25 protein-coding genes are annotated in these 26,719 nt (G+C 43.0%); 13 read left to right on the top strand and 12 right to left on the bottom strand.

Annotated features, from left to right (window positions below; translation table 11 throughout):
* Nucleotides 1–2: 2 nt before the first annotated feature.
* The 5 genes from AC1RM2_RS26475 to moaA all read right to left on the bottom strand — a co-directional run bounded on the left by AC1RM2_RS26475 (nt 3) and on the right by moaA (nt 5,221).
* Nucleotides 3–1,067, bottom strand: coding sequence for a ThiF family adenylyltransferase (locus AC1RM2_RS26475; RefSeq protein WP_492988112.1), 1,065 nt, complete (start codon nt 1,065–1,067; stop codon nt 3–5).
* Nucleotides 1,064–2,254, bottom strand: a complete 1,191-nt coding sequence (locus AC1RM2_RS26470; RefSeq protein WP_492988111.1) for an NTP transferase domain-containing protein — start codon at nt 2,252–2,254, stop codon at nt 1,064–1,066. The genes AC1RM2_RS26475 and AC1RM2_RS26470 overlap by 4 nt, the downstream gene beginning before the upstream one ends.
* A complete protein-coding gene (moaC, locus tag AC1RM2_RS26465; protein ID WP_492988110.1) occupies nt 2,235–2,705 on the bottom strand; it encodes a cyclic pyranopterin monophosphate synthase MoaC in 471 nt (156 codons plus the stop codon). The genes AC1RM2_RS26470 and moaC overlap by 20 nt, the downstream gene beginning before the upstream one ends.
* 201 nt (nt 2,706–2,906) lie before the next feature.
* Entirely contained in the window at nt 2,907–4,100 is a 1,194-nt protein-coding gene (locus AC1RM2_RS26460; protein ID WP_492988109.1) for a molybdopterin molybdotransferase MoeA, read from the bottom strand.
* Nucleotides 4,101–4,231: 131 nt separating this feature from the next.
* A complete protein-coding gene (gene moaA, locus AC1RM2_RS26455; protein ID WP_492988108.1) occupies nt 4,232–5,221 on the bottom strand; it encodes a GTP 3',8-cyclase MoaA in 990 nt (329 codons plus the stop codon).
* Between the two features lie 206 nt (nt 5,222–5,427).
* On the opposite strand from moaA, the gene AC1RM2_RS26450 reads away from it, so the two are divergent.
* Genes AC1RM2_RS26450 through AC1RM2_RS26440 form a run of 3 tightly spaced genes read left to right on the top strand, consistent with a single transcriptional unit; the run spans nt 5,428 to nt 7,658 of the window.
* A complete protein-coding gene (locus AC1RM2_RS26450; RefSeq protein WP_492988106.1) occupies nt 5,428–5,904 on the top strand; it encodes a hypothetical protein in 477 nt (158 codons plus the stop codon).
* Nucleotides 5,901–7,052 carry an XdhC family protein gene (locus AC1RM2_RS26445; protein WP_492988105.1) on the top strand — a complete coding sequence of 384 codons (1,152 nt, stop codon included), beginning with the start codon at nt 5,901–5,903 and terminating at the stop codon, nt 7,050–7,052. The genes AC1RM2_RS26450 and AC1RM2_RS26445 overlap by 4 nt, the downstream gene beginning before the upstream one ends.
* An 18-nt stretch (nt 7,053–7,070) precedes the next feature.
* Nucleotides 7,071–7,658 carry a nucleotidyltransferase family protein gene (locus AC1RM2_RS26440; protein ID WP_492988104.1) on the top strand — a complete coding sequence of 196 codons (588 nt, stop codon included), beginning with the start codon at nt 7,071–7,073 and terminating at the stop codon, nt 7,656–7,658.
* A gap of 119 nt (nt 7,659–7,777) precedes the next feature.
* Here the strand turns inward: AC1RM2_RS26440 and AC1RM2_RS26435 are convergent, their stop codons facing one another.
* On the bottom strand, nt 7,778–8,221 hold the full coding sequence (locus AC1RM2_RS26435) for a KTSC domain-containing protein (protein WP_492988103.1): 444 nt from the start codon (nt 8,219–8,221) through the stop codon (nt 7,778–7,780).
* A gap of 476 nt (nt 8,222–8,697) precedes the next feature.
* On the opposite strand from AC1RM2_RS26435, the gene AC1RM2_RS26430 reads away from it, so the two are divergent.
* Nucleotides 8,698–9,465: a DUF4382 domain-containing protein gene (locus AC1RM2_RS26430; RefSeq protein ID WP_492988102.1), complete on the top strand. Its 768-nt coding sequence runs from the start codon at nt 8,698–8,700 to the stop codon at nt 9,463–9,465.
* An 83-nt stretch (nt 9,466–9,548) separates the two neighbouring features.
* Here AC1RM2_RS26430 and AC1RM2_RS26425 read toward each other — a convergent pair whose 3' ends face one another.
* Nucleotides 9,549–9,896 (bottom strand): DUF6717 family protein, encoded by a 348-nt coding sequence (locus AC1RM2_RS26425; protein ID WP_492988101.1) that lies wholly within the window; start codon nt 9,894–9,896, stop codon nt 9,549–9,551.
* Nucleotides 9,897–10,081: 185 nt separating this feature from the next.
* Complete coding sequence (locus AC1RM2_RS26420) at nt 10,082–10,684, bottom strand: GIN domain-containing protein (RefSeq protein WP_492988100.1); 603 nt, start codon at nt 10,682–10,684, stop codon at nt 10,082–10,084.
* Between the two features lie 375 nt (nt 10,685–11,059).
* On the opposite strand from AC1RM2_RS26420, the gene AC1RM2_RS26415 reads away from it, so the two are divergent.
* On the top strand, nt 11,060–11,554 hold the full coding sequence (locus tag AC1RM2_RS26415; RefSeq protein WP_492988099.1) for a hypothetical protein: 495 nt from the start codon (nt 11,060–11,062) through the stop codon (nt 11,552–11,554).
* Nucleotides 11,555–11,688: 134 nt separating this feature from the next.
* Here the strand turns inward: AC1RM2_RS26415 and AC1RM2_RS26410 are convergent, their stop codons facing one another.
* The gene (locus AC1RM2_RS26410) at nt 11,689–13,344 is read right to left on the bottom strand and encodes a M56 family metallopeptidase (RefSeq protein ID WP_492988098.1); all 1,656 of its coding nucleotides are present in this window, start codon (nt 13,342–13,344) and stop codon (nt 11,689–11,691) included.
* Entirely contained in the window at nt 13,344–13,709 is a 366-nt protein-coding gene (locus tag AC1RM2_RS26405) for a BlaI/MecI/CopY family transcriptional regulator (protein ID WP_492988097.1), read from the bottom strand. The genes AC1RM2_RS26410 and AC1RM2_RS26405 overlap by 1 nt, the downstream gene beginning before the upstream one ends.
* A gap of 219 nt (nt 13,710–13,928) precedes the next feature.
* Between AC1RM2_RS26405 and AC1RM2_RS26400 the strand changes: the two genes are divergently transcribed.
* Complete coding sequence (locus AC1RM2_RS26400; protein WP_492988096.1) at nt 13,929–14,870, top strand: hydroxypyruvate isomerase family protein; 942 nt, start codon at nt 13,929–13,931, stop codon at nt 14,868–14,870.
* A gap of 122 nt (nt 14,871–14,992) precedes the next feature.
* Here the strand turns inward: AC1RM2_RS26400 and AC1RM2_RS26395 are convergent, their stop codons facing one another.
* Complete coding sequence (locus AC1RM2_RS26395; RefSeq protein ID WP_492988095.1) at nt 14,993–15,910, bottom strand: hypothetical protein; 918 nt, start codon at nt 15,908–15,910, stop codon at nt 14,993–14,995.
* A gap of 135 nt (nt 15,911–16,045) precedes the next feature.
* Between AC1RM2_RS26395 and AC1RM2_RS26390 the strand changes: the two genes are divergently transcribed.
* From AC1RM2_RS26390 to AC1RM2_RS26380, 3 genes are all read left to right on the top strand, one after another.
* The gene (locus AC1RM2_RS26390) at nt 16,046–17,203 is read left to right on the top strand and encodes a M28 family metallopeptidase (RefSeq protein ID WP_492988094.1); all 1,158 of its coding nucleotides are present in this window, start codon (nt 16,046–16,048) and stop codon (nt 17,201–17,203) included.
* Between the two features lie 249 nt (nt 17,204–17,452).
* Nucleotides 17,453–17,671 (top strand): hypothetical protein, encoded by a 219-nt coding sequence (locus AC1RM2_RS26385; protein WP_090649425.1) that lies wholly within the window; start codon nt 17,453–17,455, stop codon nt 17,669–17,671.
* 241 nt (nt 17,672–17,912) lie between these two features.
* Complete coding sequence (locus tag AC1RM2_RS26380) at nt 17,913–18,206, top strand: hypothetical protein (RefSeq protein WP_492988093.1); 294 nt, start codon at nt 17,913–17,915, stop codon at nt 18,204–18,206.
* Between the two features lie 5 nt (nt 18,207–18,211).
* Here the strand turns inward: AC1RM2_RS26380 and AC1RM2_RS26375 are convergent, their stop codons facing one another.
* A complete protein-coding gene (locus AC1RM2_RS26375; protein WP_492988092.1) occupies nt 18,212–18,679 on the bottom strand; it encodes a CYTH domain-containing protein in 468 nt (155 codons plus the stop codon).
* 136 nt (nt 18,680–18,815) lie between these two features.
* Between AC1RM2_RS26375 and AC1RM2_RS26370 the strand changes: the two genes are divergently transcribed.
* The 4 genes from AC1RM2_RS26370 (at nt 18,816) to AC1RM2_RS26355 (ending at nt 26,360) form a co-directional block, all read left to right on the top strand.
* A complete protein-coding gene (locus tag AC1RM2_RS26370; RefSeq protein ID WP_492988091.1) occupies nt 18,816–19,757 on the top strand; it encodes a hypothetical protein in 942 nt (313 codons plus the stop codon).
* Between the two features lie 65 nt (nt 19,758–19,822).
* Nucleotides 19,823–22,291 (top strand): ABC transporter permease, encoded by a 2,469-nt coding sequence (locus AC1RM2_RS26365; RefSeq protein ID WP_492988090.1) that lies wholly within the window; start codon nt 19,823–19,825, stop codon nt 22,289–22,291.
* A 146-nt stretch (nt 22,292–22,437) separates the two neighbouring features.
* Nucleotides 22,438–23,394 carry a hypothetical protein gene (locus AC1RM2_RS26360; protein WP_492988089.1) on the top strand — a complete coding sequence of 319 codons (957 nt, stop codon included), beginning with the start codon at nt 22,438–22,440 and terminating at the stop codon, nt 23,392–23,394.
* Nucleotides 23,395–23,633: 239 nt separating this feature from the next.
* The gene (locus AC1RM2_RS26355) at nt 23,634–26,360 is read left to right on the top strand and encodes a carboxypeptidase regulatory-like domain-containing protein (RefSeq protein WP_492988088.1); all 2,727 of its coding nucleotides are present in this window, start codon (nt 23,634–23,636) and stop codon (nt 26,358–26,360) included.
* The last annotated feature ends 359 nt before the right edge of the window (nt 26,361–26,719 follow it).

Genomic DNA, 26,719 nt, shown 5'->3' with positions numbered 1-26,719 from the left:
AGCTAATGACCTAATGGCGCGTAGCCAACAATCCCCCCCTCTAACGACCAAACATCAGCCTCGGGAATTTTTTTTAGTACCAGCTTTACTGCTTCTCCACTCCTTTTACCTGTGGAACAATAGAATACCTTTGTATTAGTACTGGCAAAATAAGGCAGGTAGCTTTCCAGTTCGTCCAGCGGGATATGGGTGCCGCCTATATCGTAGGCATCGCGTTCCTGCTCGGTACGTACGTCAATCAGTTCGATGGTGCTGTCTTCCTCCATGCGGGTTTTAAGTTCGCCGGCAGTTATGGCGGGGATAGTCACCGTAGTTGCCAAACGTCTGATGTTGGTTTTGGTGACTGAACCGATCTTGATGATGCGGCTTTGCATGCTTTGTGCATCAAAAATCAACACCTTACCTGCCAGCAACTCGCCGGTTTTGGTGATGTATTTTATCACTTCATTGGCCTGCATACAGCCAATTATACCGGCCAGGGTTGGTATCACCCCACCTTCGGTACAATTAGGAATTTGGGTGGCATCAACCTGCGGGAACAGGTCACGGTAATTGGGCGATCGCTGCTCGTCTTTAATGGCAACGTTCCATACAGCAACCTGGCCTTCAAACTGGTAAATAGCACCGTAAACCAGGGGTTTCCCGCTTATTACGCAGGCGTCATTTAATAAGTATCGTGTCTCGAAATTATCAGTACCATCCACTACAATATCATATTGAGCAACAATTTGCAATACATTCTCAGATGTTATCTTATCTGTATAAGGCACCAGTTTTACACCGGGGTTTTGTAATTGCAAACGCTGGCAGGCCAAAGTAGCTTTTTGCATACCTACGTCGTTTGGTGTGTACAAAATTTGCCGGTGCAGGTTGCTGATGGATACTATATCAAAATCGGCAATACCTATAGTACCCACACCCGTGGAGGTAAGGTATTGCGCCGAAGGGCAGCCTAACCCGCCCGCCCCTACTACCAGTACTTTGGCCTGCTGCAAAAGCTGTTGTGCAGTTTCGCTGAAACCAGGCAAAGCGATTTGGCAGCTATATCTTAAATCATTATCGGTCATAAGTTGGTAGCTAATTTTTGGTGGATCGCCCTTTTAACAATCTCCATTTCTTCGGGCGTATTAACGTTAGTTAACGCTTCGGGTTCGGGTGCATTTAACAGGGTGATGTCGGTATTGATCAACACCTTTCGCGGGCAGGAATAGCCTTGTGCAAGGAACGATAGCAATATTGGATAACTCTTGGGCTCCCAAATTGCTATCAATGGCTCAGGAAATTCGGTAACCGGGCTATGATAAACCGTAGCAACTGACGAGCTATTACGCCACGCCACCAAATTGCGCAAAGTGGCCTCATCCATTAAAGGCAAATCACAGGCTATTACCAGCCAGGCGCTATCGGGGTTTTCCCTGAAAGCAGATAATATAGCCCCATAAGGGCCAAGGCCGGTAAAGGTATCCTGCAAAACCGGGTACGGCTCATCAGCTTCAGCCAGTTGGCCGTCCCTGTGCGATATAAATACCTGGTTACAAAATGGCTGCAGCATATCGGCCATATGATGCCGTTGCGGCTTGCCATGCCAGTTGATATTGCCTTTATCAACGCCCATCCGCAAACTTTGGCCGCCTGCCAATACGAGGCCGTTTAGTACGGGTCTGGCTTGTTTTAGGTTGGCTTCAAAAAAGGCAACAATCTTGTCCCTGTCGCCCAATTTATAAACCGGGATCTGTTGCCAGCAGGGAACGGTTTCCTTTATAAAATCAAAAAGATCGTCGCTGTTATCGGCCAGCAGAAACAGCTGTACGTTGGTAAGTTGCTCAACTCTTTTTTGCAACGACGCTTTTTTATTGATATCAATAATAACTACCTGTGCTTTGGCCTGCTGATGGTTACCATTCACCAATACCAAATCGGCATTGGCAAATTGCTGTTTAAGCTGGTAGGGCCTCAGCGGGTTTTGAAAGTTGAATTGCTGGTAGTTTACCTGGTCGCTATAATCCAACATGGCACCACTTGCCAGGCGGCCCGGGACCAGAGTAATATCATCATTATGCGATGTATCTGCATAAGCACATTTATAAGTTGACGATAGGGCCGATATAACATCGTCGGCCAGTAATTTAATAACCGTACATGGCCCGCCAACAATGGCCCATTCGTTACGACCAAAACTACCTATGGCCGGCCGCACCAGCTTAGCATGCTTTTTATGCTTTTTTTCCGGCTGGTTATGCTCGTTTAAAATCACGTTTACCTCCTGTTTTTGCTATCAGTTTGGTTTCTTTTATTACAATATCGTGGCTCATGGCCTTGCACATATCATAAATGGTAAGCGCCGCCACAGAGGCGCCAACAAGTGCCTCCATCTCGATACCTGTTTTAGCAGTTATGCTGGCCGTACATTCTATCACAACTTCCTGTTGGTCGTTCACCTGCACGGTAACGCTGCAATTATCCATTCCCAGCGGGTGACAAAGCGGAATCAGCTCGCCCGTTTTTTTGGCAGCCATAATACCGGCTATGATGGCTGTTTGAAATACCGGCCCTTTTTTACTTACCAAGTCGCCATCAATTAAATGCTGCAAAACTTCATCGGGCAAAACCACAATGCTGCGTGCTGTAGCAGTGCGGTGTGTAACCTGCTTTGCAGATACATCAACCATTGAAGGATTGCCTTGTTTATCTATGTGGGTTAACATTATTTATTATGATTTCACTGATTTTTAGGGTGATTGCACCGATTTTTTTGATTTTGTCTGAACCGGGATTCGTCCTGAAAAAAAATTCACTTCTTTTCTTTATTCCTATTAGTTGTTTATAAATTCAATCCAAAAAATCTGATAAATCTGTTTAATCCGAGTTCAGACAAAATCGGTGAAATCATTCTTCAATCGGTGCAATCAAAATCTATACAATCTAAACACCTCTCCCTGCTTAAATTCACTCCTTTCCAGGGGTAACTCTAAAAATGCTTCGGTATCTGCTAAGTTAGCAAAATCGCCCGAACCATTTCCTTCAACAGGCGATGCCATGAGCTGCCCTTGTGTATTGCTGCACAGCTTTACCTGCAAATAGTATTGCAAAGGCGGCTCAAACTTAAAATCTTTATCTAAAACAGCATAAACAGGCAATTGTTGGGGCAAACCTAAAGTGGCATTTAGCCAGGCTAAAAAATACCTGTTCAGGCACATAAAAGTTGCCACGGGATTGCCGGGGAATGCGAAAACCAATGCCTTATCCTGGTACTGGCCAAACCAAAATGGCTTGCCGGGGCGCTGAGCTACTTTATGAAATAGCTTTGTTATCTGCAAATCCTGTAGCGCCTGTGGGATATAATCAAACTTGCCCATGCTGATGCCGCCGCTCAACAGCAATACATCGTAATTTTGCAGGCAGTGTTGTATCTGCGTTTTGGTTACTTCGGGGTCATCCGGGATGTGTAAAACATTTGGTTGCAAACCATGCTGTTGCAAAACCGCCTTAACGGTATAGCTGTTTGATTTACGGATTTGGTAGGGCGATGGTGTTTCACCCACATCTACCAATTCGTCGCCCGATGAGATAATTACAACTTTTGGCATCTTCTTGACCAACAGATGGATTTTTCCTACCGATGCTGCTACGCCGATAATTGCAGGTGTAACTATCTGGCCGGCCAATGCCAACACTTCTCCCTGCCTTTTATCTATCCCCTGTATATGAATATTTTGCCCTTGTTTAATGTTCTCCGCGTGAATGCTTGCCAAACCATCCTTTATCTCAACATCCTCATAACGAATTATGGTATCTGCAGATGCCGGCAACACCGCCCCTGTCATAATCTCGATACATTCGTTCGGTTCATCAATCTCCACGGGTTCATCGCCAGCGGCCTGGGTTGCCTTTATACTGAAGGTGTCGATGCCGTTTTTTATAGCCGTATAGTTTAGGGCAATGCCATCCATCGTTACCCGGTTAAAGGGGGGCAAGTCACGGTCGGCTTTAATAGGTTCGGCCAATACTTTTCCCAGGACTTGTTCAAAGGGAACGGTTTCGTTGCCGTGGTCCCTGATCCGGGCTAATATCAGCTTTTCGGCTTGTTCAACAGTAGTCATTTTAAAAGCTTAATTTTAGCTTAAAGCAAAAGGCAGAAAGCCTAAGGCCTTACTTGTACTTCAATATAAATAAACCGGCGTATTGGCTGATTTTTCTGCTTTGGGCTTTCTGCCTTAAGCTTTCGGCATTTTCATCCTCCAATAGTGGCCATTGATTCGTGGATACCCGGATGCACAACACGCTTTCTTTCGGCCTCCCAACCGTCTGCAGCGCGGCTGCTAAATGCATTAAGCAAAACCAGTTTAAGATCATCTTCGCTTGTTCCGGCACGCATCAGGTCTTTAATATTTAATCCACCGTCATCGTATAAACAGGTTTTCAGTTCGCCCTGCGGGGTTATCCTGATACGGTTGCAAGTGCCGCAAAACGTACGCGAGTAAGCGGCTATTACGCCAACCGTACCCTTATGCCCTGGTATCTGATAGTTATATGAGGTGGAGTAAGCCGGATCATCTATCTTATGTATCTGCGGATACTTTGTTTTAATCTCGTCCAATATCCGCACATAATCCCATTGCAGGCCGGTGTATAAATGTCCATCACCGTTAAAAGGCATTTCTTCAATAAACCTTACGCTCACGGGCAAATCTTTGGTCATCTCTACCAACGGGATAATATCCTGCGTATTTTTGCCATCCATTACTACTGCATTTATTTTCACCTCGATATCATGTTGCAGCAAGGCCTCTAAAGCGGCCATAACATTGGCAAATTCATCGCGGCGGGTTATAGTAAAAAAACGGTTGGCATCCAGCGTATCCAGGCTAAGGTTTACCGATCGTACACCTATTTTCTTCAGTTCCGGCACGTAGGGCGCGGTTAACACACCATTGGTAGTCAGGCTTAGTTCCTCCAAACCATCCAATTTAGCTATAGATGTAAGCAGCTGCATAATATCCTTGCGCACAAAGGGTTCGCCGCCGGTTATCCTGATCTTTTGGATGCCCATTTTTACCAGCAGGGCACAGGCTTGCAGCATTTCTTCGTAGCTCATGAGCTCTTTACGCGATAGCCAGTTCAACCCATCCTCGGGCATACAGTAAAAACAACGCAGGTTGCAGCGGTCTGTGACTGCCAGACGCAGGTAATTAATATTTCGGCCGTGGTTATCTGTTAACAAGTGAAAAAATTTACTGCGTTTGTAATTTAATTAACAAATTTGATGCTTTTGAGTTTGATTGATCGTTACTGTAAAAGTAAAAATTACAAATTTGAACTTTGTGGTTTAAATGTACTTTTTTGTTGAAGGAAAATTGATGATATTCAACAATCATAACGTATTTTATCGTTATATTGATTTATGCGTACCCTTACCTAAGCATACACATGAAAGCAATAATCTTTTTATTTTTAATGGTTAGCGGTTTTTTGTTGAGGCATCACAATGGACCGCGAATAAATAGAAACGCATCCGTCCACAACATTGACACCTCAGCTTACCAGGAGCCGGATATTCTTTCTATCATCAATTTGATTGCAACACCAGAAAAATATGATGGAAAAAAAGTAAGAATTGTAGGATATATAGCTTTATATTTTGAGGGAACAGCTTTATTCTTGCACAAAGAGGATTTGGATAATGTGATAACAAAAAATGCTGTTTGGGTAGATATTTCGCGACTGGCAATAGATAGTTTAAAAAAATGCAATAATCATTATGTAATAATCGATGGTATATTTAATAGCCACATGAATGGACATATGGGTGTGTACAGCGGCAGCGTCAAAAATATAACGTGGTTAGAATTGTGGCCCCCCGATACCCAAACAACTATAAAAAAGCGTAAACGAATTAAACATTGAAAGAACTTAAAGACATAATAACCGCTTTTGATGCAGCGCATAGTGCAGGCAGACAAACCGCACTCGCCACCGTTGTACATGTTGAAGGCTCGTCGTACCGCCGGGCCGGTGCACGCATGCTTATTACCGAAGACGGGCAGCTTACCGGCGCCATTAGCGGCGGCTGCCTGGAGGGCGATGCCCTGCGCAAGGCCCGCCTGGTGATGGCCCAAAACAAACCCATGCTGGTTACCTACGATACTACCGACGATGACGACGCCAAGTTTGGTGTTGGCCTGGGTTGCAATGGTATTATCCACATTATGATTGAACCTATTTTTGCCGATAGGCCGGATAACCCGATACAGTTGTTTAAGCAATTTTTAAGCAAGCGTGAACCTGTGGTACTCATCACCCTGTTTACCATGAACGACAAACAGGCCCCGCAGCCAGGCACCTGCCTGTTGTTAAATAAGAACGAAGAAATACGCGGCCAATTTCCTGATGATGCCATTAAGGATGCCCTGCTGCAAGATGCTAAGCATGTTTTGGCCAACGGTAATTCGGTAACCAAAACTTACTTATATGGCGATAAATTTACCTGCTTTATTGAGCTTATGCAGCCCGCCGTATCGCTGGTAATATTTGGTGCCGGTAATGATGCTATCCCGTTGGTGCAGATAGCCGCCGCCCTAGGCTGGATAATTCACCTGGTAGATGGACGCACCAACTATGCAGTTCCTGAGCGGTTTCCGCAGGCAGGCAAAATCACTATATCCAAACCAGAACATGCTTTACAATATGTAAAAATAGATGAGCGTACGGTGATTATTTTGATGACACACAACTATAATTACGATGCCTGCGTATTAAAGCAACTGCTGCCGCTCAGCCCCTCCTACATCGGGGTGCTGGGACCCAAAAAACGATTACAAAGAATGCTGGATGAATTTGCCGGCGATGGCATAACAATCACCCCGCAACAACTGGAAAGCGTATTTGGGCCCACGGGGTTGGATATAGGATCTGAAAATGCCGATGAAATTGCCCTCTCTATCATTGCCGAAATGCAGGCGGTGCTAAAGAGCCGTACAGGAACATCGCTACGATATAAAACTACTATCCATAACCATGTGCCGCAACAAATTGTACATCAATATATGCCGTAACAAAACAGAAGAAAACGAATGACGGGGATAATCATACTTGCTGCAGGCTCATCAAGCCGTTTCGGATCGCCAAAACAAAACCTGGTTTACCAGGGCAAAACATTATTACAACGCGCTATACAAACCGCTTTAACTTCGGCCTGTTGCGATTACGCGGTAGTAGTATTGGGCGCCAACGAAGGCCAAATACGCCCCAACATATCCGATCAGCAAATTAATATTACCTACAACCCCGACTGGCATGAAGGCATGGCTTCGTCTATTCGTTTAGGCATAACTGAACTACTGCGTTTAGAGCCTTCGGTTACAACAGCAATATTGATGCTTTGCGATCAGCCATTTGTTGACCCATTGCTACTTTATCAGTTAACCGAACGCAAAACCGAGAATGATGCCGGCATTATTGCCTGCGCATATAAAAACATACTGGGCGTGCCCGCTTTGTTCGACAAAAAGTATTTTCCCGAATTAATGAAGTTGACCGGCAGCGAAGGCGCCAAAAAACTCATCAATGCCTACCCGGATGATGTGATGTCGGTACCATTTGGCCTTGGTGCCATTGACATTGATACTATTGAGGATTTTGAACGGCTGAACCGGGGATGAGGGGGTGGGTTGCCAGTTGCGTGGTTCGGGTTACAGGAGTAAACTCAACTTTTAAAAGAGCTTAAAAGTTGAGTTGCCCAACCTGGCAACACGCCCCCCGCAACCCGCAACCGAACCAACTATGCGGTAGCTACCAGCCTGCTTACGCTGCGGTAAACATACTCGTTATAAATATGTCTGCGCGCAAACCTGCCCGGCGAATCGGCATTAATCAGCTTTACATAAACCGCCTTGGGTACATCAAAATACTCGTATTCGGCACCATCCAAAAACGAAATCTTCAACACCTGCGATTTGTATTCAAAATCGGCAATGTTTGATAGCGTGGTAGTGGCCGTATATTCGGTTAATGATTGCGCACGGGTTTCGGGTGCTATGCTTACCAAAAAGTGGTAGGCTTCAATAATGGTTTTACTTTTTTCTTCCGCTTCAATCCTGCTCTCATCCTGGAACTTATCCGGGTGCCAGGTTTTCATCATGTTGCGGTAGTTGGATTTTAATTCCTGTAATTCTGCAGCTTCGGTAACGTTTAAAAGCTTTCTGTAGTCGACAATTTTTTTCATTGCATTAATTTTATTTTATCGTCGTTGAAGCTAAAAGCATGATAACTAAACGCTTTGTTTTCAAGAAAATAATGGCGCGAAGGTACACTTTTTACAGCACAATTTATAGCCCCGGCCGCGAAATGATTTTAGTTTGATCTGGGCTTAACAATTACATTATATAAACCCGTTCTTCCGGTTCCCGGGAAAGACAGCAGAACAAAAACTCTCTGTTGGCAAAACAGATCATCTGCACCTGACGGTTAGCATCGTAAACTTTATATACAGACCACAAAGGCATACAGTAGCAAGAACCATCAAGCGGAATTTGTGCAGATAAATGGTCAATAATTGGCGAACCGTACTGCCGATGGGATAATTTGGCCTTGCTAAACAACCAAAATACCTATTCACCGATACATTATGCCATTTCATCGGCACATTAGCCAATAAGGCACCGGTTTTGAATACCCGCTTATACACTAAAATAATACATTATGAAAAAGTTACTTTTATTTGCCGCTGCACTTAGCCTTTCGTTGTTTTCCTGTAAAAAGGATAGCAGCAACAGTGCAGGCGGCACATCGCACGTTACAGTGAAGATGACCGATGCCCCAGGCGCCTTTGATGCCGTTATCCTAAACGTTAAAAGCGTTGTTGTAGTTACTGACAAAGGAGAAAATACGCTTGAAGTAAATGGCGGCCCTATAGATATCCTGAGGTTCAGGGCTGGTAAAGATACCGTATTGGCAGCCCAGGATATCCCGGCGGGCACTATCCAGCAAATAAGGCTGATATTAAACAGCACCGGCAACAGGGTAGTTGTGGGTGGTGTATCTTACGACCTGACTACCCCAAGTGGACAAACATCGGGCGTAAAGCTTAACGTGCATGATAATTTAACAGCAGGTGTTGCCTATACCCTACGTTTAGATTTTGACGCAGCCCAATCAATAGTATTAACCGGGAATGGCAAGTACATACTAAAACCTGTGATAAGGGCAATACCACAGGCGGTTTCCGGCGCGTTAAGCGGTATAATATCTCCGGCAGCATCATCGCCTAAAGTATATGCCATTACCGGTGCCGATACAGTTGGCACGGTGGCGGATGCTACAGGCAAATTCTACTTTTCGGGTCTGGCTGCTGGCACCTACAATGTACAATTTGTGCCCGTAAGCCCTTATGTTACTAAAACCGTAACCGGTGTAGTTGTGGTAAACGGTGCAGTTAAAGACATGGGCACGGTAACCATTACCCAGTAAGCTTAAGTATAGCTAAAACGAAACGGCTGCTCCTGTCAGGGCAGCCGCTTTTTTATTGAACATATTTATTAGTCTTAAGTATTTTATACCTTCCCGAAATAAATTACCTCCGGCAGTTTACCAAACACAAATTCGGTAACGCCGCAGAGCCACATTTTCTGGTTAAGGTCTTCACCGTTGTATTGGGCCAGCAAATAAATGCCTCCCCCTACATGGTCCCGATAATCCTCAATAAGTTGAAGCGGGGTTGCGTTTTCAAAAGGCTCTTCGGCTAATTGCAGTTCCACTTCGCGGGCACCCTGGCCAACATAGTCAAGCATGATGTCGGCGCCTTCAACCATTTCCAGGTCGGCGTGCATGCCTTGCCAGTCGGGCAGGTCAATATACCAGCGATTGGTGGGTTCTTTGATAAATTTATAGGTGGCAGGCATGGCGTAAAATTAATTTATAAATGGGAATATAACAACAAGTTGATAGTTACAAAAGGCTATCTTGTGAAATCGCGCGGCAGAATGTCTACATAAAACAAAAAAGCCACCATATGTAAATGATAGCTTCTTGTAGTATTATATTGTAGTATTATATGATGGCCTTTTGCGAAAAGTGCTCAGGAGGATTATATGCCTGCTAAGTCGTCGTTTTGTTTTGCAGCACGGTTGGTCACTTTATCTGTATATGCCTGGGCAATAAACTTGTTATTGTTTACGCTCGATTGGGTGTTGTGGTTTAAAGTATATACTTCGGCGGTGCCCGATAATTCAATTTTTGATTTATCGCTTGTGTTTACGGTAGCAGTATAAACATCCAGTTTCAAATTGGCAGTAGCGTTGTTATGCAGGTTAACTTCCAATTCGATGGCAGATAGGTTACCGAATGATTTAACCTCTGCATTGTCATAAGCGCTGATAGCCCGCAGATCATTTGCTGTTACCCAAACCACTAATTTTTCGTTATTGTATGATGTAATACGCAAAACACCTTTTGAGCTTTGTACCAGGGCGCTTTCGGCATAGTATTTATTGTAAACCTTCACCTGGTCGGTTGCACCGGCCGATACGTAAAGTTCAACGTTGCCACGGATTTCGATTTTGTTGATGTTGCTTACATCTGTTAATACAGTGGCAACAGTTTGGGTATTTTTTGTAGATGCAAAGGTTGAGTTTGATAAACCGGCTACTAAAACTAATGAAGCAGCAACGGTAATTAATGTAGTTTTCATGATATTAATATTTTGATTGTCAAGTAATTGTATATTGTAATTTTTAAATACACCAATAAGACGCCCCCATTTTTAAAACGTTACAGCTGTTTTCGGTGAATTAGATGCAGGCCATGTTTTCGTCGGCGAACAACGGATTAAAGCCGGTGAATGAGGGATAAATTTTAGTGTTTACCTGACCGTTGTTACCCAGGAGGCAAACAAAGTGTAGATACCCCTCGGGGGAAGGGCATAGAGATTACAACAAATGGATAATTTATTATCTAACAAATAGCATCATAAATATTTAACTTAAAATGTAATTTATTTCAATTATTATTAAATATCTTCGCCGCAGTTATTAAATATTAAAAATAAAACTTAAACCTGCAACAAATGAAAAAGATCAAGAGCATTCTTTTATTAACACTTGCCATTGGCACAATTACCTTAAACTCCTGCTCAAAGAGTAAAGACAACGCCGTAATATCAACAACAATTACAGCCAGCATCGACGGAACTGCTACAACTTTTAACAACGCGTTTGCGGTAACCGGCACAGTGGGCGGCCAAAAATTCACCAACGTTCAAGGTACGGCTTCAACTAAAGCGGTGTTATCGATAACTATTAACGGCACGATAACCGCGGGTAAAACTTACACTTCGACAGCTACTGCCGTAAGTGACAAACCTTTGCTTTTATATGCACCTAACGACACCGACGACTACTTAAACGATGACAGCAATAGCGCCAAAATAGTAACCGTAACTGTAACATCTATCAGCTCGAATAATATACAGGGCACATTTAAAGGTAACGTTACCGCTGGTTCCGGTAAAGTTAAAGCCATTACCGACGGAAAATTCAATGTTGCTTTAAGCAGTAAATAACATCCCGTTAATTAAAAAACCAAAAATGGCCATCCCGCAAAAGGATGGCCATTTTTGGTTAAACATTAGGATAAAGGAATTTTAATAAACCTGGTCAATCCGGGTTCAGATAAAACAATTGGGCATAAACCATTTTACATTTTTTCATAAAATTTGTAAAACATATCCGGGTTTTTAAAACCATAGTCTGCAATGTTCTCGGATATTGAAACCCAATCGTTCACGGCGTATACTTTTTTTCCTGTTTTTACCTCGTGTACAAAACGCAGCCTTACCTGGTCGCCCTGTTTAATGCCGGCAAACTCAGGAGAGTTGGGCTTGAATGCCAGGTTAAACCTATAGCCATTATCCTTTTCAATTACCGCAGATTTCCATTTTCCATTGCTGTCTTTCTCAATTTGTGCAACCTTGCCGTCGGTGAACCTAACCCGGTTTACTTCATATAAAAAAGGATATTCAGGATTGGTTTCCGCTTGCACCGGCTGAAAGATTCTTACATTGTTTTTGACAATGTATTGCGGAAAAAACACGATAGGGATGCCCTCGCCAATACCACCGCCAAATAGCTTTACTGTAACTTCATCGCCAACATTAAGCAGGCTATAAAGCTCTTTGCCATCGCCGTAAAAGGTTTTAATTTCAAGCGGCATGCTGTTGTAATTTACCTTATATCCCTGTGGTATCCCGGTCTTCTTATCTCTAATCAGTTCCGTTATTTTAACGGCAATTTCTTTATTTATAATTTCCCTAACCAGTGCCGATTTGCTTTTATAATCATCTGTTTGCTGATAGGCTTTAAATTTTGCCATTGATAACTGTTGCCCTATGCCATATTTTATTTTTTGCCGGTACTTAACAGCGGTATCTGTAACAGTAACTGAGGGTTCAGTTTTTTTCGCCCTTGTTTTTAAACTGGTTGCAAACACCAGGCAACTGATGGTTACCATAGGTACAATCAGCACGTAAGTTAGCTTTTTCATATTTTTTGATGGTTTGTTAAACAACATTTGTATCCGGCTGGTAAGCTGTACTTTGCTAAAACCATTGTACAGCATACCCTGCCCAGTTACCGATAGCTGGAGCAGCAGTTTGGCGTACATCCGCTTATCAATTGTACCGGCCATTTTTGCATCAACCTCAAACTCGTGGTTGGCTTCAATAGCGCGGGCAAACAGGTATGCAAACGGGTTAAACCAAAGGGCTATTTGTACCAGCCGCGCTATCACCCTATCTGCCGAGTGATACAGCTTTACATGCAGCATCTCGTGGCCTATTACGTGTTTCAGCTCTTCGTAACAGATATTTTCATCAGTTAAAAATATATAGTTAAAAAACGAACCATTGCCAAGCTTTTTGTAGCCGCTTACAATTTTAACATTCCCCATTTTGGCCAAAGGCTTACCTTTAAACCTGGTAAAAAAGAAAATAAGCGCTATTAATAAGTAACTCGATAATGAAATAACAGCTACTACATATACCCAACCCATGATACCCGCCCAGTTTACAGACGGTGCAACAGGCCCCATTTTTTGGGGAGCAACGCTAACAGGCATTGGTTGAATAACCTCCCGGGCGTTCATGTAAACCACGCGCTGTACCGCAGCAACATATTGCGGCTGTTCATCTACCTGTATTTTAATTGCCGGTATAACAAAGCTAAGCAGTAATGTTACCAGCAGGTACCACCTGTTGATGGTAAAAAAGGTAAGCCTGCGCAAAAACGCGTAATAAAACATATAAAAAAGGCCGGTACAGGCCGATACCCGCAGCAGATAGGTGATGGCTTCCATTATTTTTCGTTTTTATTGATGATTGCTTTTAATTTCTCGATATCATCCTGGCTCAGCTTTTCTTCTTTCACCATAAATGAAAAAAGGCTCTCAGCCGAATTATCAAAGTAGCCCGCAAAAAACCGGCTGAAAAATGCCTTCCTATACTCGGCTTTGGTTATTTTGGGAAAATACTCGTAGGTTTTACCATAGGCTTTATAATCCAGGTAGCCTTTCTTCTCCAGCAACCGCACAACAGATGATATCGTATTATAAGGCGGCTTCGGATCATCCGGCAATGCCTCAATAATGTCCTTAACAAAGCATCGTTTTAACTGCCATATTACCTGCATTACACGCTCTTCTGATTTTGTTAGCTCTTCCATAAATCAAATATATAACTGATTTTTCAGTTATACAACTAAATCTTAAGTTATATAACTTATTTTTACGTTAAATAAGACAACTATCTGATTTAAAGCAATATAAATTAATAAAATCGCCTTGTAATCATGAACGGCATTAAACTGAGATATTTTTGAATTTTTACTTTTGAATTTTGCCTTCAATAAAACTATCTTGCCTGCTCAAACCAATCCAGGTCTATGAAACGCAGAAACTTTGTGCAAAGCTCGATGCTGGCAGGCGCATCATTATTAAGTACCGGTGTATTAAATGCGGCCACACTTACCGGCTGTGCCGACCCCACTGGGGTAGCAACAACCGCCGCCGATAAGCCTTTCAACCTTAATTATGGCATTCATGATGGGATGTTTAAAAACCATGCCGGCGATGATTTTGTTGAGCAGATAAAATTTGCGTACGATAAAGGCTTTCGCTCCATCGAGGATAATGGCATGAGCCACCGTACCCAAGATGAGCAGAAAAAAATTGGAGATACACTGGCCAAACTGGGCATGGCTATGGGCGTATTTGTTCAGCCCGGTTTGGGTAACGACAGCAACATGCTGGCATCCGGCAAGGCCGACCAACTGGAGAAATTTATTGCATCGTGCAAGCAAGCGGTAGAGATTGCCAAACGCATCAACAGCAAACTGGTAACTGTTGTTCCCGGTGATTTTGTACGTAACCTGCCTATTGGCGTACAAACAGGTAATGTGATAGAGGCCATTAAAAAAGGCACTGCCATTTTAGAGCCCCACGGCGTTATTATGGTGCTGGAGCCCCTAAGCGACAACCCCGACCTGTTTTTGCGCACGCCCGACCAGGCTTACGCCATTTGTAAAGCGGTAGGTAGCCCATCATGCAAAATATTGTACGACATGTACCACGTACAGCGCAACCAGGGCAACATCATCCCTACCCTCGATTTGGTGTACGACGAAATAGGTTACTATCAAATTGGCGATAACCCCGGCCGTAAAGAACCCGGCACCGGCGAGGTAAACTATAAAAACATTTTCAAACACATTTATAACAAAGGCTACCGCGGCGTTTTAGGCATGGAACACGGCACTGCCGGGCAAGGAAAAGAAGGCGAACTGGCACTAATAAAGGCTTACAGGGAAGCTGATAGTTTTATGTAAATTGGTGTAGATGTCGCGCAAAGACGCTAAAGCGCAAAGAAATCAAACGGACAGTGAGCTACGTAAATGAACAATCAATAAAATATTAAACTTCAAAACTTAGCGTCTTTGCGCGAAAAAAATCACCGTACTACAAACCGCCCCCTCAACTCCCTTCCTATCCCCATAAAACTGCGCTGGTTAAGCGGAAACTCCAGTATCACATGCGCCAGGCTCAGGATATACAGCCAACGGATCCCCAGGTTATAATTGTAAAAATACAAGCCGACCGATGCCAGCCACAAAATACCAATAATTGTTGCGCGGGTAATGGTAATGCGGTGCCAGTTAATTACGCTGGTTTTGGCAAACCAGTTGATGTAGTGATAGGTATAAGCAAAGGCAATAAAACGGGTGAGTATAATACTGGTTTTGTTATTGTACAAATCGATGGTTTTACTGCGCAGGGTTGTGGTATTCAAATTTGCAAAATGCCCGTAGTTACGCATAGCCCATTGTGCCGGGGCGTTGTGCAAACCGGTAAATAATACGCACAATAGTACCGGACAAATTAAAAAGGTAAAAAATGCCAGGTAGCCCGAAAAATCTTTGCTTTTTAATGCCCCCAACAGCAAAAAAGATCCGGTGAAAACATAAACATGGATGAGCGTAGGCAGGTACAAGCCAAAAATAGTGCGCAGTATATTATTGGTGAGTAAAAAATAGCCAAGAGCTACAATTACTGCAAAAGCGATAATGCGCATAATTGTACCCGGAATTACCAGCAATATGAACGACAGGCCAAATGCGTAGTAAATAACATAGGGATATGGCAGTTTAAGCAAAACAGCAATAACCACCACCCCGGCAATAAACAAAGGATCGTACTTTTTGAGCGTAAAATATCGCTTGCCATTTAACCAGGATATTTCGGTAAAGTAATGTAGCGGGCCAAGCGTGGCGTAGGATATCAGCACCAGCTCAAACGGGATAACAATAGCCAGGCATGCCGCGGCAAGCATGCCTAATATATTGTAATAATTTATCCGGTTGATATTCATTGGTTCGCTTAGTTCATTGGTTCACTGGTTCATCAGTTCATTGGTGTGTGGCGTTGTATAACCTTGGTAAGTTAGCTTTATCAAGGCAACTGACATGTGTACGCAAAAATTAAACAAATTACATAATTTTAGGCAATGAAATTTAAACTAACCTTATTACTGTTTTTTATATCTGGTACTGCCTTTGCGCAAGATAGCCTGTTTGCCCGTAAACTGGTAGATACGCTTACCTCGCCATACTTCTGGGGGCGCGGCTATACCCATGATGGTGTGCATAAGGCTGCTGCATTTATATCGGCACAGTTTAAAAGCTATGGTGTAAAACCAATGGCGGGCAAAAATTACCTGCAGGAGTTTAGCTACCCGGTTAATATTTTCCCCGGCAAAATGGATGTTACCATCAATGGGGTTAAGCTTATTCCCGGCAAGGAGTTCATCGTAAGCCCGGACAGCCGCGGCGCAACCGGCACAGGCAAGCTGGAACAAACCGATAGCACACATTTTGTAGACCGGCAAAACCGGGTTATTGTATCACTGGAAGATAAACTCACCTGGTCGGTTGAAGGTAAAGTGCTTGATTTTACCGTGATACAAGTTGATAAAAAGGCGTTGAAGCAGTTGCCAGCTTCATTAACCGTAGCTATAGAAAACCAACTCATCCCTGATTTCAAAACTGCAAATGTTTGTGGTGTGGTGAAGGGTACCGTTAAACCCGATTCTATCATCGTGGTTACCGCCCATTACGATCATTTAGGAGGCATGGGCAACAATACGTACTTCCCCGGAGCCAATGATAATGCCAGCGGACTAACCCAGATGTTAAGCCTGGCCAAATACTATGCCGCCAATCCACAACCGTACACCATGGCTTTTATTGCTTTTTCGGGCGAGGAAGCCGGTTTGCTTGGCTCAAAATATTTTACAGAAAACCCTTTGATCGACCTGAAAAAGATTCGCTTTTTGATCAATCTTGATTTGAATGGCACCGGTATCGAAGGGATAACCGTGGTAAATGCCACCGTTTATCCAAATGAATTTGCCGCCATCCAGCAGATCAATAACGATAATCACTACTTTGTTAAAGTGGCCAAACGGGGTAAAGCAGCCAACAGCGATCATTATTTATTTACCGAAAAAGGCGTGCCTGCATTTTTTATTTACACCCTGGGCGGCATAAAAGCCTACCATGACGTATTTGATTTAAGCGCTACACTCCCATTAAACAAGTACCGGGACCTTTTCAGCCTCATTGTTAAATTCAATAGCGCGTTAATGCAAAACGCAAAGCCATAATGTTAAAATAGGTCATTGGTTTACTTAAAACTGTCTTTTAAATATATTTAGTTTCATAACAGACATCATTAAACCACCCTAAGTCATTTTTTATTAACAATGCATTAAATGTGTTAACAAATTATTTATGCTAAATATTTTGAATTAAAATTTTTTAATGCATGTTTACACTGTAAAACCAATTGTGAGTAGGCCGAAAACAATTCGGCATTAATCGGGTTAACTTAAATTAAACAAAAAGAACTTATCATGGCAACAGAAAAAGGAAGCGGTATTACCGCGTATTCAGTGAAAACCAAAACTAAGAATGTACCAATGGTTGATCCCGTGATCGACATTAAATCTGGAAGGTACATTGCTACCGGTACGGATGGTGCAGGTAACAAAATGGCTGCTATCATGGGCAAAGCCACTGCCGAAGAGCATATTGCCAATGGTAACGCTAAAAAAGGTACTGGCTGGGCTTAATATTTTTATTAACCGCAAAAGCCCTGGGTTGAGTTATGCTTAAACCAGGGCTTTTGTATTTTAAGGAGATTGTATTGCGGCACTTCCTCTCGTTGCAGCATTTTGCTCCAGGCATCAGTTCAGGCAATTGTAGTAGCCCATAAGTAAAACTACGTATGCCCAAATGGGTGAAAACACCTATTTCAGCATTTTTCTTTTTGCTTTAATTTTATCGCACCTGATTAATTAAAGTATTTTAACCATGGCTGTACGTATTCTTTGTATTAAAACCGATGAAACGCCACACGATAACCCGTATGTGGCAATAGAATTACTGGAGTGGATTAACGAACGAATAAACGTTAAAGGGATAACCGAACGTGCTAAACTTTACGACTGGATAAAGAACGAGGACGGTGAAGCCTATATTATTGACGAATATGGCAACAAAACCTGCCTGATACCGGCCCTTTGCCCCAAAGGCAACAAATATGTAAAAACCATCAGCGGCGATCCTGAAACGGATATCTTACTGGGTTTGCCCGAGTGCGCCTGATTTTGCTACCATTTGCAAAATGGCGTTACCGATAAATTTGAATTGTAATACCTTGCATCGCCGCTAACCTCGGTGGTAACCCAGGGCGGCAGTATAAATTTTTCGTCTTCACTTTCCAGTTCAATTTCGGCAACCAGCAGGCCTTTGTTATCGCCTAAAAACTCGTCTACTTCCCACACCTTGCCGCCAACATCAATCCGATATCTGCGTTTTGTCAGTTCGGATATGGCAAAATTATCCAACAGCTCTTCACCATCCACGGCAGGAATTGCATACTCATACTCTAACCTGCTTAAGCCGGTAGTGCCTCCTTTTATGGTAATAAAACCCTCATCAGGCGTTACACGAACCCTGATAGTTTTACCCGGCTCGCTTAAAATATAGCCTTGCCTAAAGTACGTACCTATCGGCTTTGGCATTTGTTGCCATTGATCGCCATCAACTAAAAATTTACGTTCTATTTCAACTCCCATGATTTCTTGCTTTATTCTTTAACTACTCAGCCGCCGGTTGGTTTTAAAATTACAAGCCAGGCAATAGTATAAAAGCCAGGCAAATATTATTTTATTAAATCAATAACCTATATTTAAAGCTAAAATCCTTTACCTGATGATAATCAAAACAAAGCTGCCTGCATTACTGCTAACACTTTTAATATTCATTAACCTTGCCTGTAAACAGCCTCCTGTGGTTAAACATAACGGTGAAAAAGACCTGATATCGTTTAAACCGGTATGGGGAGTAGCTTATTCAGAAATTTCGCGACTTACAGCAAACGGACTTTCGTTCACAAACTATGGTTACCAGATGGAGCCTCAATGGCGTATCAACTTTGTATCCAACGATTCGGCAAGCATCTATAGCCCAATAAAGGGAAAATTCATCAACTTTCCGTTAACACGTGGCTACGATTCTATTTTTAATACCGCGCGTACCTGGCTCAAAGTAAAAGCAATGAACCGGGATAGCTTGAAACTTGAAATAATTAAATCATATGGCGACACCGTTGACACCCGTGGCATAAAAATTTATATGACTTTTTATGCTGATGATTACATCAAAAACACCCTGCACACAGATACCACGATTTTAAAAAGAGCAAACCACAAAGATTCGCTCTTCATCAAAAGACTATCTGATGCCGCTAATAAAGATTATACCGAAGCATTTGCAGCCCGGCAGCCCGCCACTTTAACAAGCACAAGCCACATGGTGAAAGTAAAAAAATGGATTGCCGAAGGTGATCTGCTTAATCATTTTGATACATCTGACGATTATATGAACCCAACGTTTGATATCGTGATAAGTAAAGCGTACGCCGATTTTTATTACTCATTTAGTGTATATATTGATGCTGATGGCCAAATGCATTATAATGAGCCGCTCATCCCCTTTCTTGGCCAATCCTTAAAAGACGACTACATACGTCAATCTACCGCCGTCATGAACAGCTATTTAAAACATTACCTGAAAGTTACACCAGGCAAAACATTGAATATGCTGCATGCCAGCGAAATTAACATTCATGTGCAGGGAATAACAGGAATATAAAACAGCGGTTCCAATAAATAAACTAGCCCTACGTTAACCATTAAACCTATAATCAGTTAACAACAATGATAAAAACTTACCTTAAATCAGCTGTCCGGAATTTCTGGCGTCACAAACTTTTCACGCTCATTAACATCACCGGCTTATCTGTAGGCATAAGCGCCGCACTGGTTATATACCTCATAGTACACTTTGATTTTACTTTTGATAAATTCCACCACGATGGCAATCGCATTTATCGTGTGGTTACCAGCTATACCTTTAATGGCAATTTATCTTACAGCAGCGCATCGCCTGTACCGTTGGCCGATGCTGCAAAAAAAGAGGCAACCGGGATAGAAAACGCAGCCCCTTTTGAAACCATAGCGCACCTTGATGTGGTGATACCTAACAGCCAAACCGCCGGCACCCGTTACAAAGAGCAGGACGATATGATTTATGCCGATGAACGTTATTTTAACCTGTTCAACTATCACTGGCTTGCAGGCACGGCGCAAACGGCTTTAACCGGGATTAACCAGGTGGTATTAACAGCGGCCAGGGCTAAACTATATTTCCCCAACCTTTCGCCTTCCGACGTGGTGGGTAAAACAATTATTTACGACAGGCACTATGATCAGCAAACTTCCGTGGTTACCGGCATTGTTGAGCAACCTGCAGGTAACACCGATCTTGCCTTTCATGATTTTATTTCATATAACACCTTTAAGGCAATCAAAACCCTGCAATATAAATTTACCGATTGGCACCCCAATACAAATTTAGCCTGGGACCAATATTTTATAAGAACGGCACCTGGTGCAAATCCAATATCGGTTGAGAAACAATTAAATGCCATATTAAAAGCACATACCGCTACTGATCAGCAATTTAATCGTTCATCTTACCAGCTACGTTTACAGCCACTTGCCGATATGCATTTTGATAGCCCGTACGGTATATTTTATAACCGGCCAACAGCCAATAAGCCAGCTTTATATGGTTTAATAGCAATCGCCATCATGTTACTATTGTTGGGTTGCATTAATTTCATCAACCTGACAACAGCGCAGGCTACCCAAAGGGCCAAGGAAATAGGCATCCGCAAAACGTTGGGCAGCAGCCGTAAGCAACTGGTATTCCAGTTTTTGTTCGAAACCTTTTGTATCACACTAATGGCGGTTATGATATCAACCGCGCTTACCCCGGTTTTGTTAAAAGCATTTTCAGGTTTTACGCCGGCAGGCCTAAAGGCAGATTTTACCAATCCGGGCATTATCCTGTTTTTACTTGGTTTAACTGTATTAGTAAGCTTGCTTGCAGGATTTTACCCGGCCAAGGTGCTATCGGGTTATAAAACACTACAGGTACTTAAAAATCAATCGGGCTACCACAGCCGGCAAAACAGCAACGTCTTTTTACGTAAAACACTAACTGTTACCCAGTTTGTTATAGCTCAATTTTTTGTAATGGCAACAGTGTTGGTGAGCAAACAGGTGTACTATGCGCTAAATAAAAACCTGGGGTATAAAAAAGATGCTATCCTTATTATTGAGAGCCCATGGCAAAACCGGTCGATGCAGGTTCAGTACTTATTCAGGAATAAATTAATGGCAATTCCGCAGGTTAACCAGTTAAGTATGGGTATAGATGCGCCTGCATCCAACTATACAGATATGGAACAAGCCACCTACAACGATGGCAAAAAAGAGATTAAAACCGATGTATTACCCAAGTTTGGGGACGAAAACTATACCAGAATATATAATTTAAAACTATTAAAAGGCCGAACGCTTGAACAACGGGACTCCCTGAGCGGCATGCTCATCAATGAAACTTATGCCAAAGTTATTGGCTTTAAAAACCCGGCAGATGCAATTGGAAAACCCATATCCTTTCATGGCGACCACCGGCAGGTAGTAGGTGTGCTTTCTGATTTTCATCAATCATCACTACACGATGCCATTAAACCGGTTATATTGCTTATACAACCCGGACAGTATTTTAACCGGATTTTTCACATTGCCCTAAACCCGCAAACCGCCCCCGGCGATTGGGAAAAAGCCATAACAGCCATGCACATCGCATGGAAACAAACCTACCCCGAACAGGATTTCGATTACCATTTTTTTGATGAAAATATTGCCCGTTTTTATGAAAGCGAGCAACGCACCTCTACCCTGCTTAGCTGGGCAACCGCATTATCTATCATCATTGGCTGCCTGGGCCTTTTGGGGCTTACTATTTACACTACAAACCAGCGCACCAAAGAAATTGGTATCCGCAAGGTTGTAGGTGCCTCGGTTAGCCAAATAGTGGCTTTACTTTCAAAGGAGCTGGTGATGCTGATATTGCTTGCATTTGTTGTGGTAACACCGATAGCTTGGCTGGCAATGAACAAATGGATGCAAAGTTTTGCCGACCGTACCCCCATTAGCTGGTGGATATTTGCCGCAAGCGGCGGCGGAATGGTTGTTGTAGCCATCATTACGTCGGGTTTCCAAACCATTAAAGCTGCGATAGCCAATCCTGTAAAAAGCCTTAAAAGCGAGTAGTTAATTTGTCAGTTCAGCACCTAATTCGTTCATTGGTAAGCCATTTTGAGATAGATAGGAAGAAATATTTCATCAGAAACCCCTAAGTTTCAAAATCTAAAAGTCCGTTTTAGCGGTTTATTGAATTATATATATCTTTAAGCCGTATGCTATCTATCAATATAAAAACAATAAAACCGGCTGGTTTTATACTGCTTACTATCATCTCGCTTGCACAAATGGGCTGCGGAGGACCGGGCAATAAAAAAAAAGAATTAATAGACTTTAAGCCTTATAACGGCATCAACTATTCAGAAGTAAAACGCAGGCAAAAAAACGGATTGTCATTTAACGAATATGGCTACCAGCTGGAGCCGCAATGGAAGCTTAAGTTTGTATCTGATGATTCGGTAAGCATATACAGCCCTACAAAAAAGGCATTTATCAATTTTCCGCTTACACGCGGGTACGATTCTATTTTTAATGCCGCACGCTCCTGGCTAAAAGTGCAAAAAATGACTAAAGACAGCCTTATCCTTGAAATTATTAAACAAAAAGGCGATTCGCTTGATATCAAGGGCACCAAAGTATACATGACCTTTTATGCAGATAATTACGTAAAAAACGTTTTGCACACCGATACATCGATACTAAGGCACCCCAGCCGGCAGGATACTTTGTTTATCCGCTCACTGGCGGCAAAAGCAAATGCCGATTATAAAAAACAGTTTTCGGCAAGGCAGCCGGCCCAAATTACCAGCCGCAGCCCACAGGTAACAGTAAGCCGCCGCACTACAAAACCCACTATCGAAAATAATTTCGACCCGTCCGACGATTACCTCGACCCTACTTATGATATCGTGATCAACAAAGCGTACAAGGATTTTTATTATTCATTCACCATGTATATCGATGATAAGGGCGGCATGCATTACGGCATCCCCCTTATTGATCTTGCCATCAGCGGACCCGAATTTGCCCAGGCCTATAACCGGATGGCCAGTGGTATTATGGAGAGCTATTTTAAGCTTTATCTTAATGTAAAGCCAGGCTCCACGCTGGGTATTGTACATTCCAGCATGGTATCTGTACATGTTGAAGGTAAAATATCATCGGCTAAATAGCGCTGCTCTGCAGGTGTTTTTCATTGCAAAAAGTAACAATCATGTTATTTTCTGTGCTATGCTGCCAAATGGCTTTAACTTTCGCCATGCAAAACAATGCAGCTTAATTTTAAGCGTTCATTGTAAAACATCGTTCAAATCCTGCCAGTTTGTAAAAAAATGTTAAATGCTTTATGCGCCCCGTATGCAACAGCCCTAAATGTTTATATTAGCCCCGTTAGCCGCTTTATATTATATTAATGATATCAAGAAAATTTTTACTCGTAGCATCGCTGTTTTTATCTTTTGGCTTAGCCGCAATGGCCCAGCAGGATAGTATTCCTATTAATTCCGTTATCGAAAAAACCGCGAAGTATTCAACATCCTTTCCGATAGAAAAAGTTTACCTGCACCTGGATAAGCCTTATTATGCAGCCGGCGATACCATCTGGCTTAAAGCTTACGTAACGGTGGAGAAACACCAGCCTTCGGCCTTAAGCGGCATTGTTTATGTAGATTTACTTAACAGCCAGGATTCGGTAATAGCAGGCTTGCGGCTGCCCCTTAAAAGCGGCTTTGCCAACGGAAATATTACGCTGGATGGCGAAACAATTAAGCAAGGCACCTACCGCATAAGGGCATACACCAACTGGATGCGTAATTTTGATGCCGAATATTTTTATGACCGTACCATTAACATTGGTAACGCTATTGATAATAAGGTGAATACTTTCATCAGTTATAAAAGCTCGGGCAAAAAGGGTGGCCTGATTAAGCTAAATGCCAACATTGTTTACAAAGACCCTACAAGTGCACCTTATGCAGATAAAAAAGTAAGCTGGCAATTGGTGCGCAACGGCGACGCCATAGCCAAAGGCAAAGGCACAACCGATGCCAAGGGTAACTTATTGGTTGAACTGCCGGAAAATGACGCCCCAACCCTTACATCAGGATCGCTGGTGACGGCAATTGATATGGGCGACCGCAATTTTATTACCAACACATTCCCGCTAACAGGATCTATAACCAATTTCGACGTACAATTTTTTCCCGAAAGTGGGCAGCTAACCAATGGCGTGCGCACCAAAGTAGCATTTAAAGCCATCAACGCCAAAGGCCTGGGAGCCGATACTAAGGGTAAAATAACCGACGATGCCGGAACCGAAATAACCACATTTACATCGACCCACCTTGGTATGGGAGTGTTTGGCTTAACACCCGAAAGCGGCAAAACATACACAGCTACTGTAACTTTCCCCAACGGCTCATCGGCTGTATACAAGTTACCAAGGGTGCAAAGTATGGGCATAGGCCTTACCGTTAATAACAGCGACCCTGATAATCTTAACATAAAAATAGCCGCAAATGATGTGTTTTTGCAGCGCAAACAAAACAAAAGCTTTTACCTGGTAGCGCAAAGCGGGGGTGTTATTTATTACGCCGCTTCTACCGTATTAAAAGATCTAAGCTACTCGGCAGCTATCCCGAAAGCAAAGTTCCCCACCGGCATATTGCAAATCACGTTGTTTTCATCGGGGGGCTATGCATTGTGCCAGCGCCTGGTATTTATACAGCATAACGATCAGCTGAGCCTTAATTTGAAAACCGATAAGCCATCATATACTGTTCGCCAAAACGTAAAAATATCGGTAACGGCGCTTAACAAAACTGCCCCGGTAATAGGCAGCTTTTCGGTAGCCGTTTTGGACGATGCCACCATCCCATCCGAAGAAAATAACGAGCAAACCATATTAAGTTACATCCTGCTTACATCTGATCTTAAAGGCTATATCGAAAAACCCAACTACTACTTTAATAAACCCGACCAGGAAAAATCAGACAATCTTGATATTTTGATGCTTACCCAGGGTTATACCCGTTTTAATTACGAGGACATACTGGCCGATAAAAACCCTCCTATTTATACAGCACCTGAGCAGGGCATCGAAGTATCGGGTATATTACGCACCAATACCGGGCTGCCGGTTAGCAAGGGCAGCATTCGCCTTATTGTGCCAGATAATAATTTTTCGGCCGAAACCCTCACCGATATGACAGGCAACTTCAAGTTTTCGGATGTAATGGTGAGAGATACTTCAAAAATCACGCTGAGTGCCCGCAATAACCCCAACGGCAGAAACATGGTGATAAACGTTAACGGCGAACTTTATCAAAAAGTAAACAAAAACCCCAATGTAGCCGACGAAATTGTGAACATTGATAGCGTTATCCGCCCGTACCTGGAAAACAGCCATAAACAATATCAAAGCTCGAGGGTGCTGAAAGAGGTAGTAATTAAGGCAAAAGCTGTTGTTAAAAAAGCCAGCCATAATGATTATGGCACATTTTCTGGCCTAAGCCCGCAAGCCGATCATGAAATAAACCCGGAGCAACTGAAAGGCTGCCCTATTTTGATCAATTGCTTAAGCACCATGGCGCTTGGTTTAACCTATGCGGATAATAACTTCTATGTAACCCGCGATTACAACCAGGGAAAAAAAACCACGCCGGTACAAATTTATATTAACAGTGCCCAGATTGATGTTAACAACCTGGCATCAATGAGTGGCGATGATGTAGAATCGGTAGAGATATTTTTGAACGATGGTTTAAGCGGCATAAACCGTGTAAACGGCACAAAAGGGGTTATGATCATCCACAAAAAAGTGGTTAAAACTCAAAAAATTTCGCTGTCGCAATTAATGGCTTTGATACCCAAACAAAATGTAATTACGTTTGCGGTACAGGGCTATAGCAAGGCAAAAGATTTTTACGTACCTAAGTACGAGGTTGGCAAAAGCAGCGTAATAGGGCTCGACCTAAGGAACACCATTTACTGGAACCCTAAAGTAATTACCGATAAAAATGGCGTAGCCACCTTTAACTTTTACAACAGCGACGCCCGCGGCTCATACCGGGCCATTATCGAGGGCCTTGATGGCGATGGTAATTTAGGCAGGCAGGTAATACACTTTAATGTGAAGTAGATTTTTTTGCAAGGGGCGAGTCGACTCACCCCGACGGGGATCCGCCCGCCTGCCCCTTCTCTTCGACTGCGTCGCATAGAGGGGCGAAATAGAAAATTGGAGTTAACCCTCTTTGCGGCGTCAACCGGAGAGAGGGTGGCCCAGCGCAGCGTAGACCGGGTGAGTCTTAGCCAGCGTTCAAAGCCGGTGTTTGTGTAAAACCAAATTAGTCATAGGAAGTCGTAAAATTCCACAAAATTCTGAAGGGAAAATGACATACTAAAGAGCGTTGTCATGGTGAGCCTGTCGAACCATAGTGGGCAAAGGCCTCTCCGCACGCCCCTTCGACAGGCTCAGGGTGACAAGCCTGCGCAATCGAA

The sequence above is a fragment of the Mucilaginibacter sp. GW822-FHT03E02 genome (assembly GCF_058801545.1).
The sequence above is the reverse complement of the archived record's forward strand: the minus strand, read 5'-3'. Positions and strand labels throughout refer to the sequence as shown.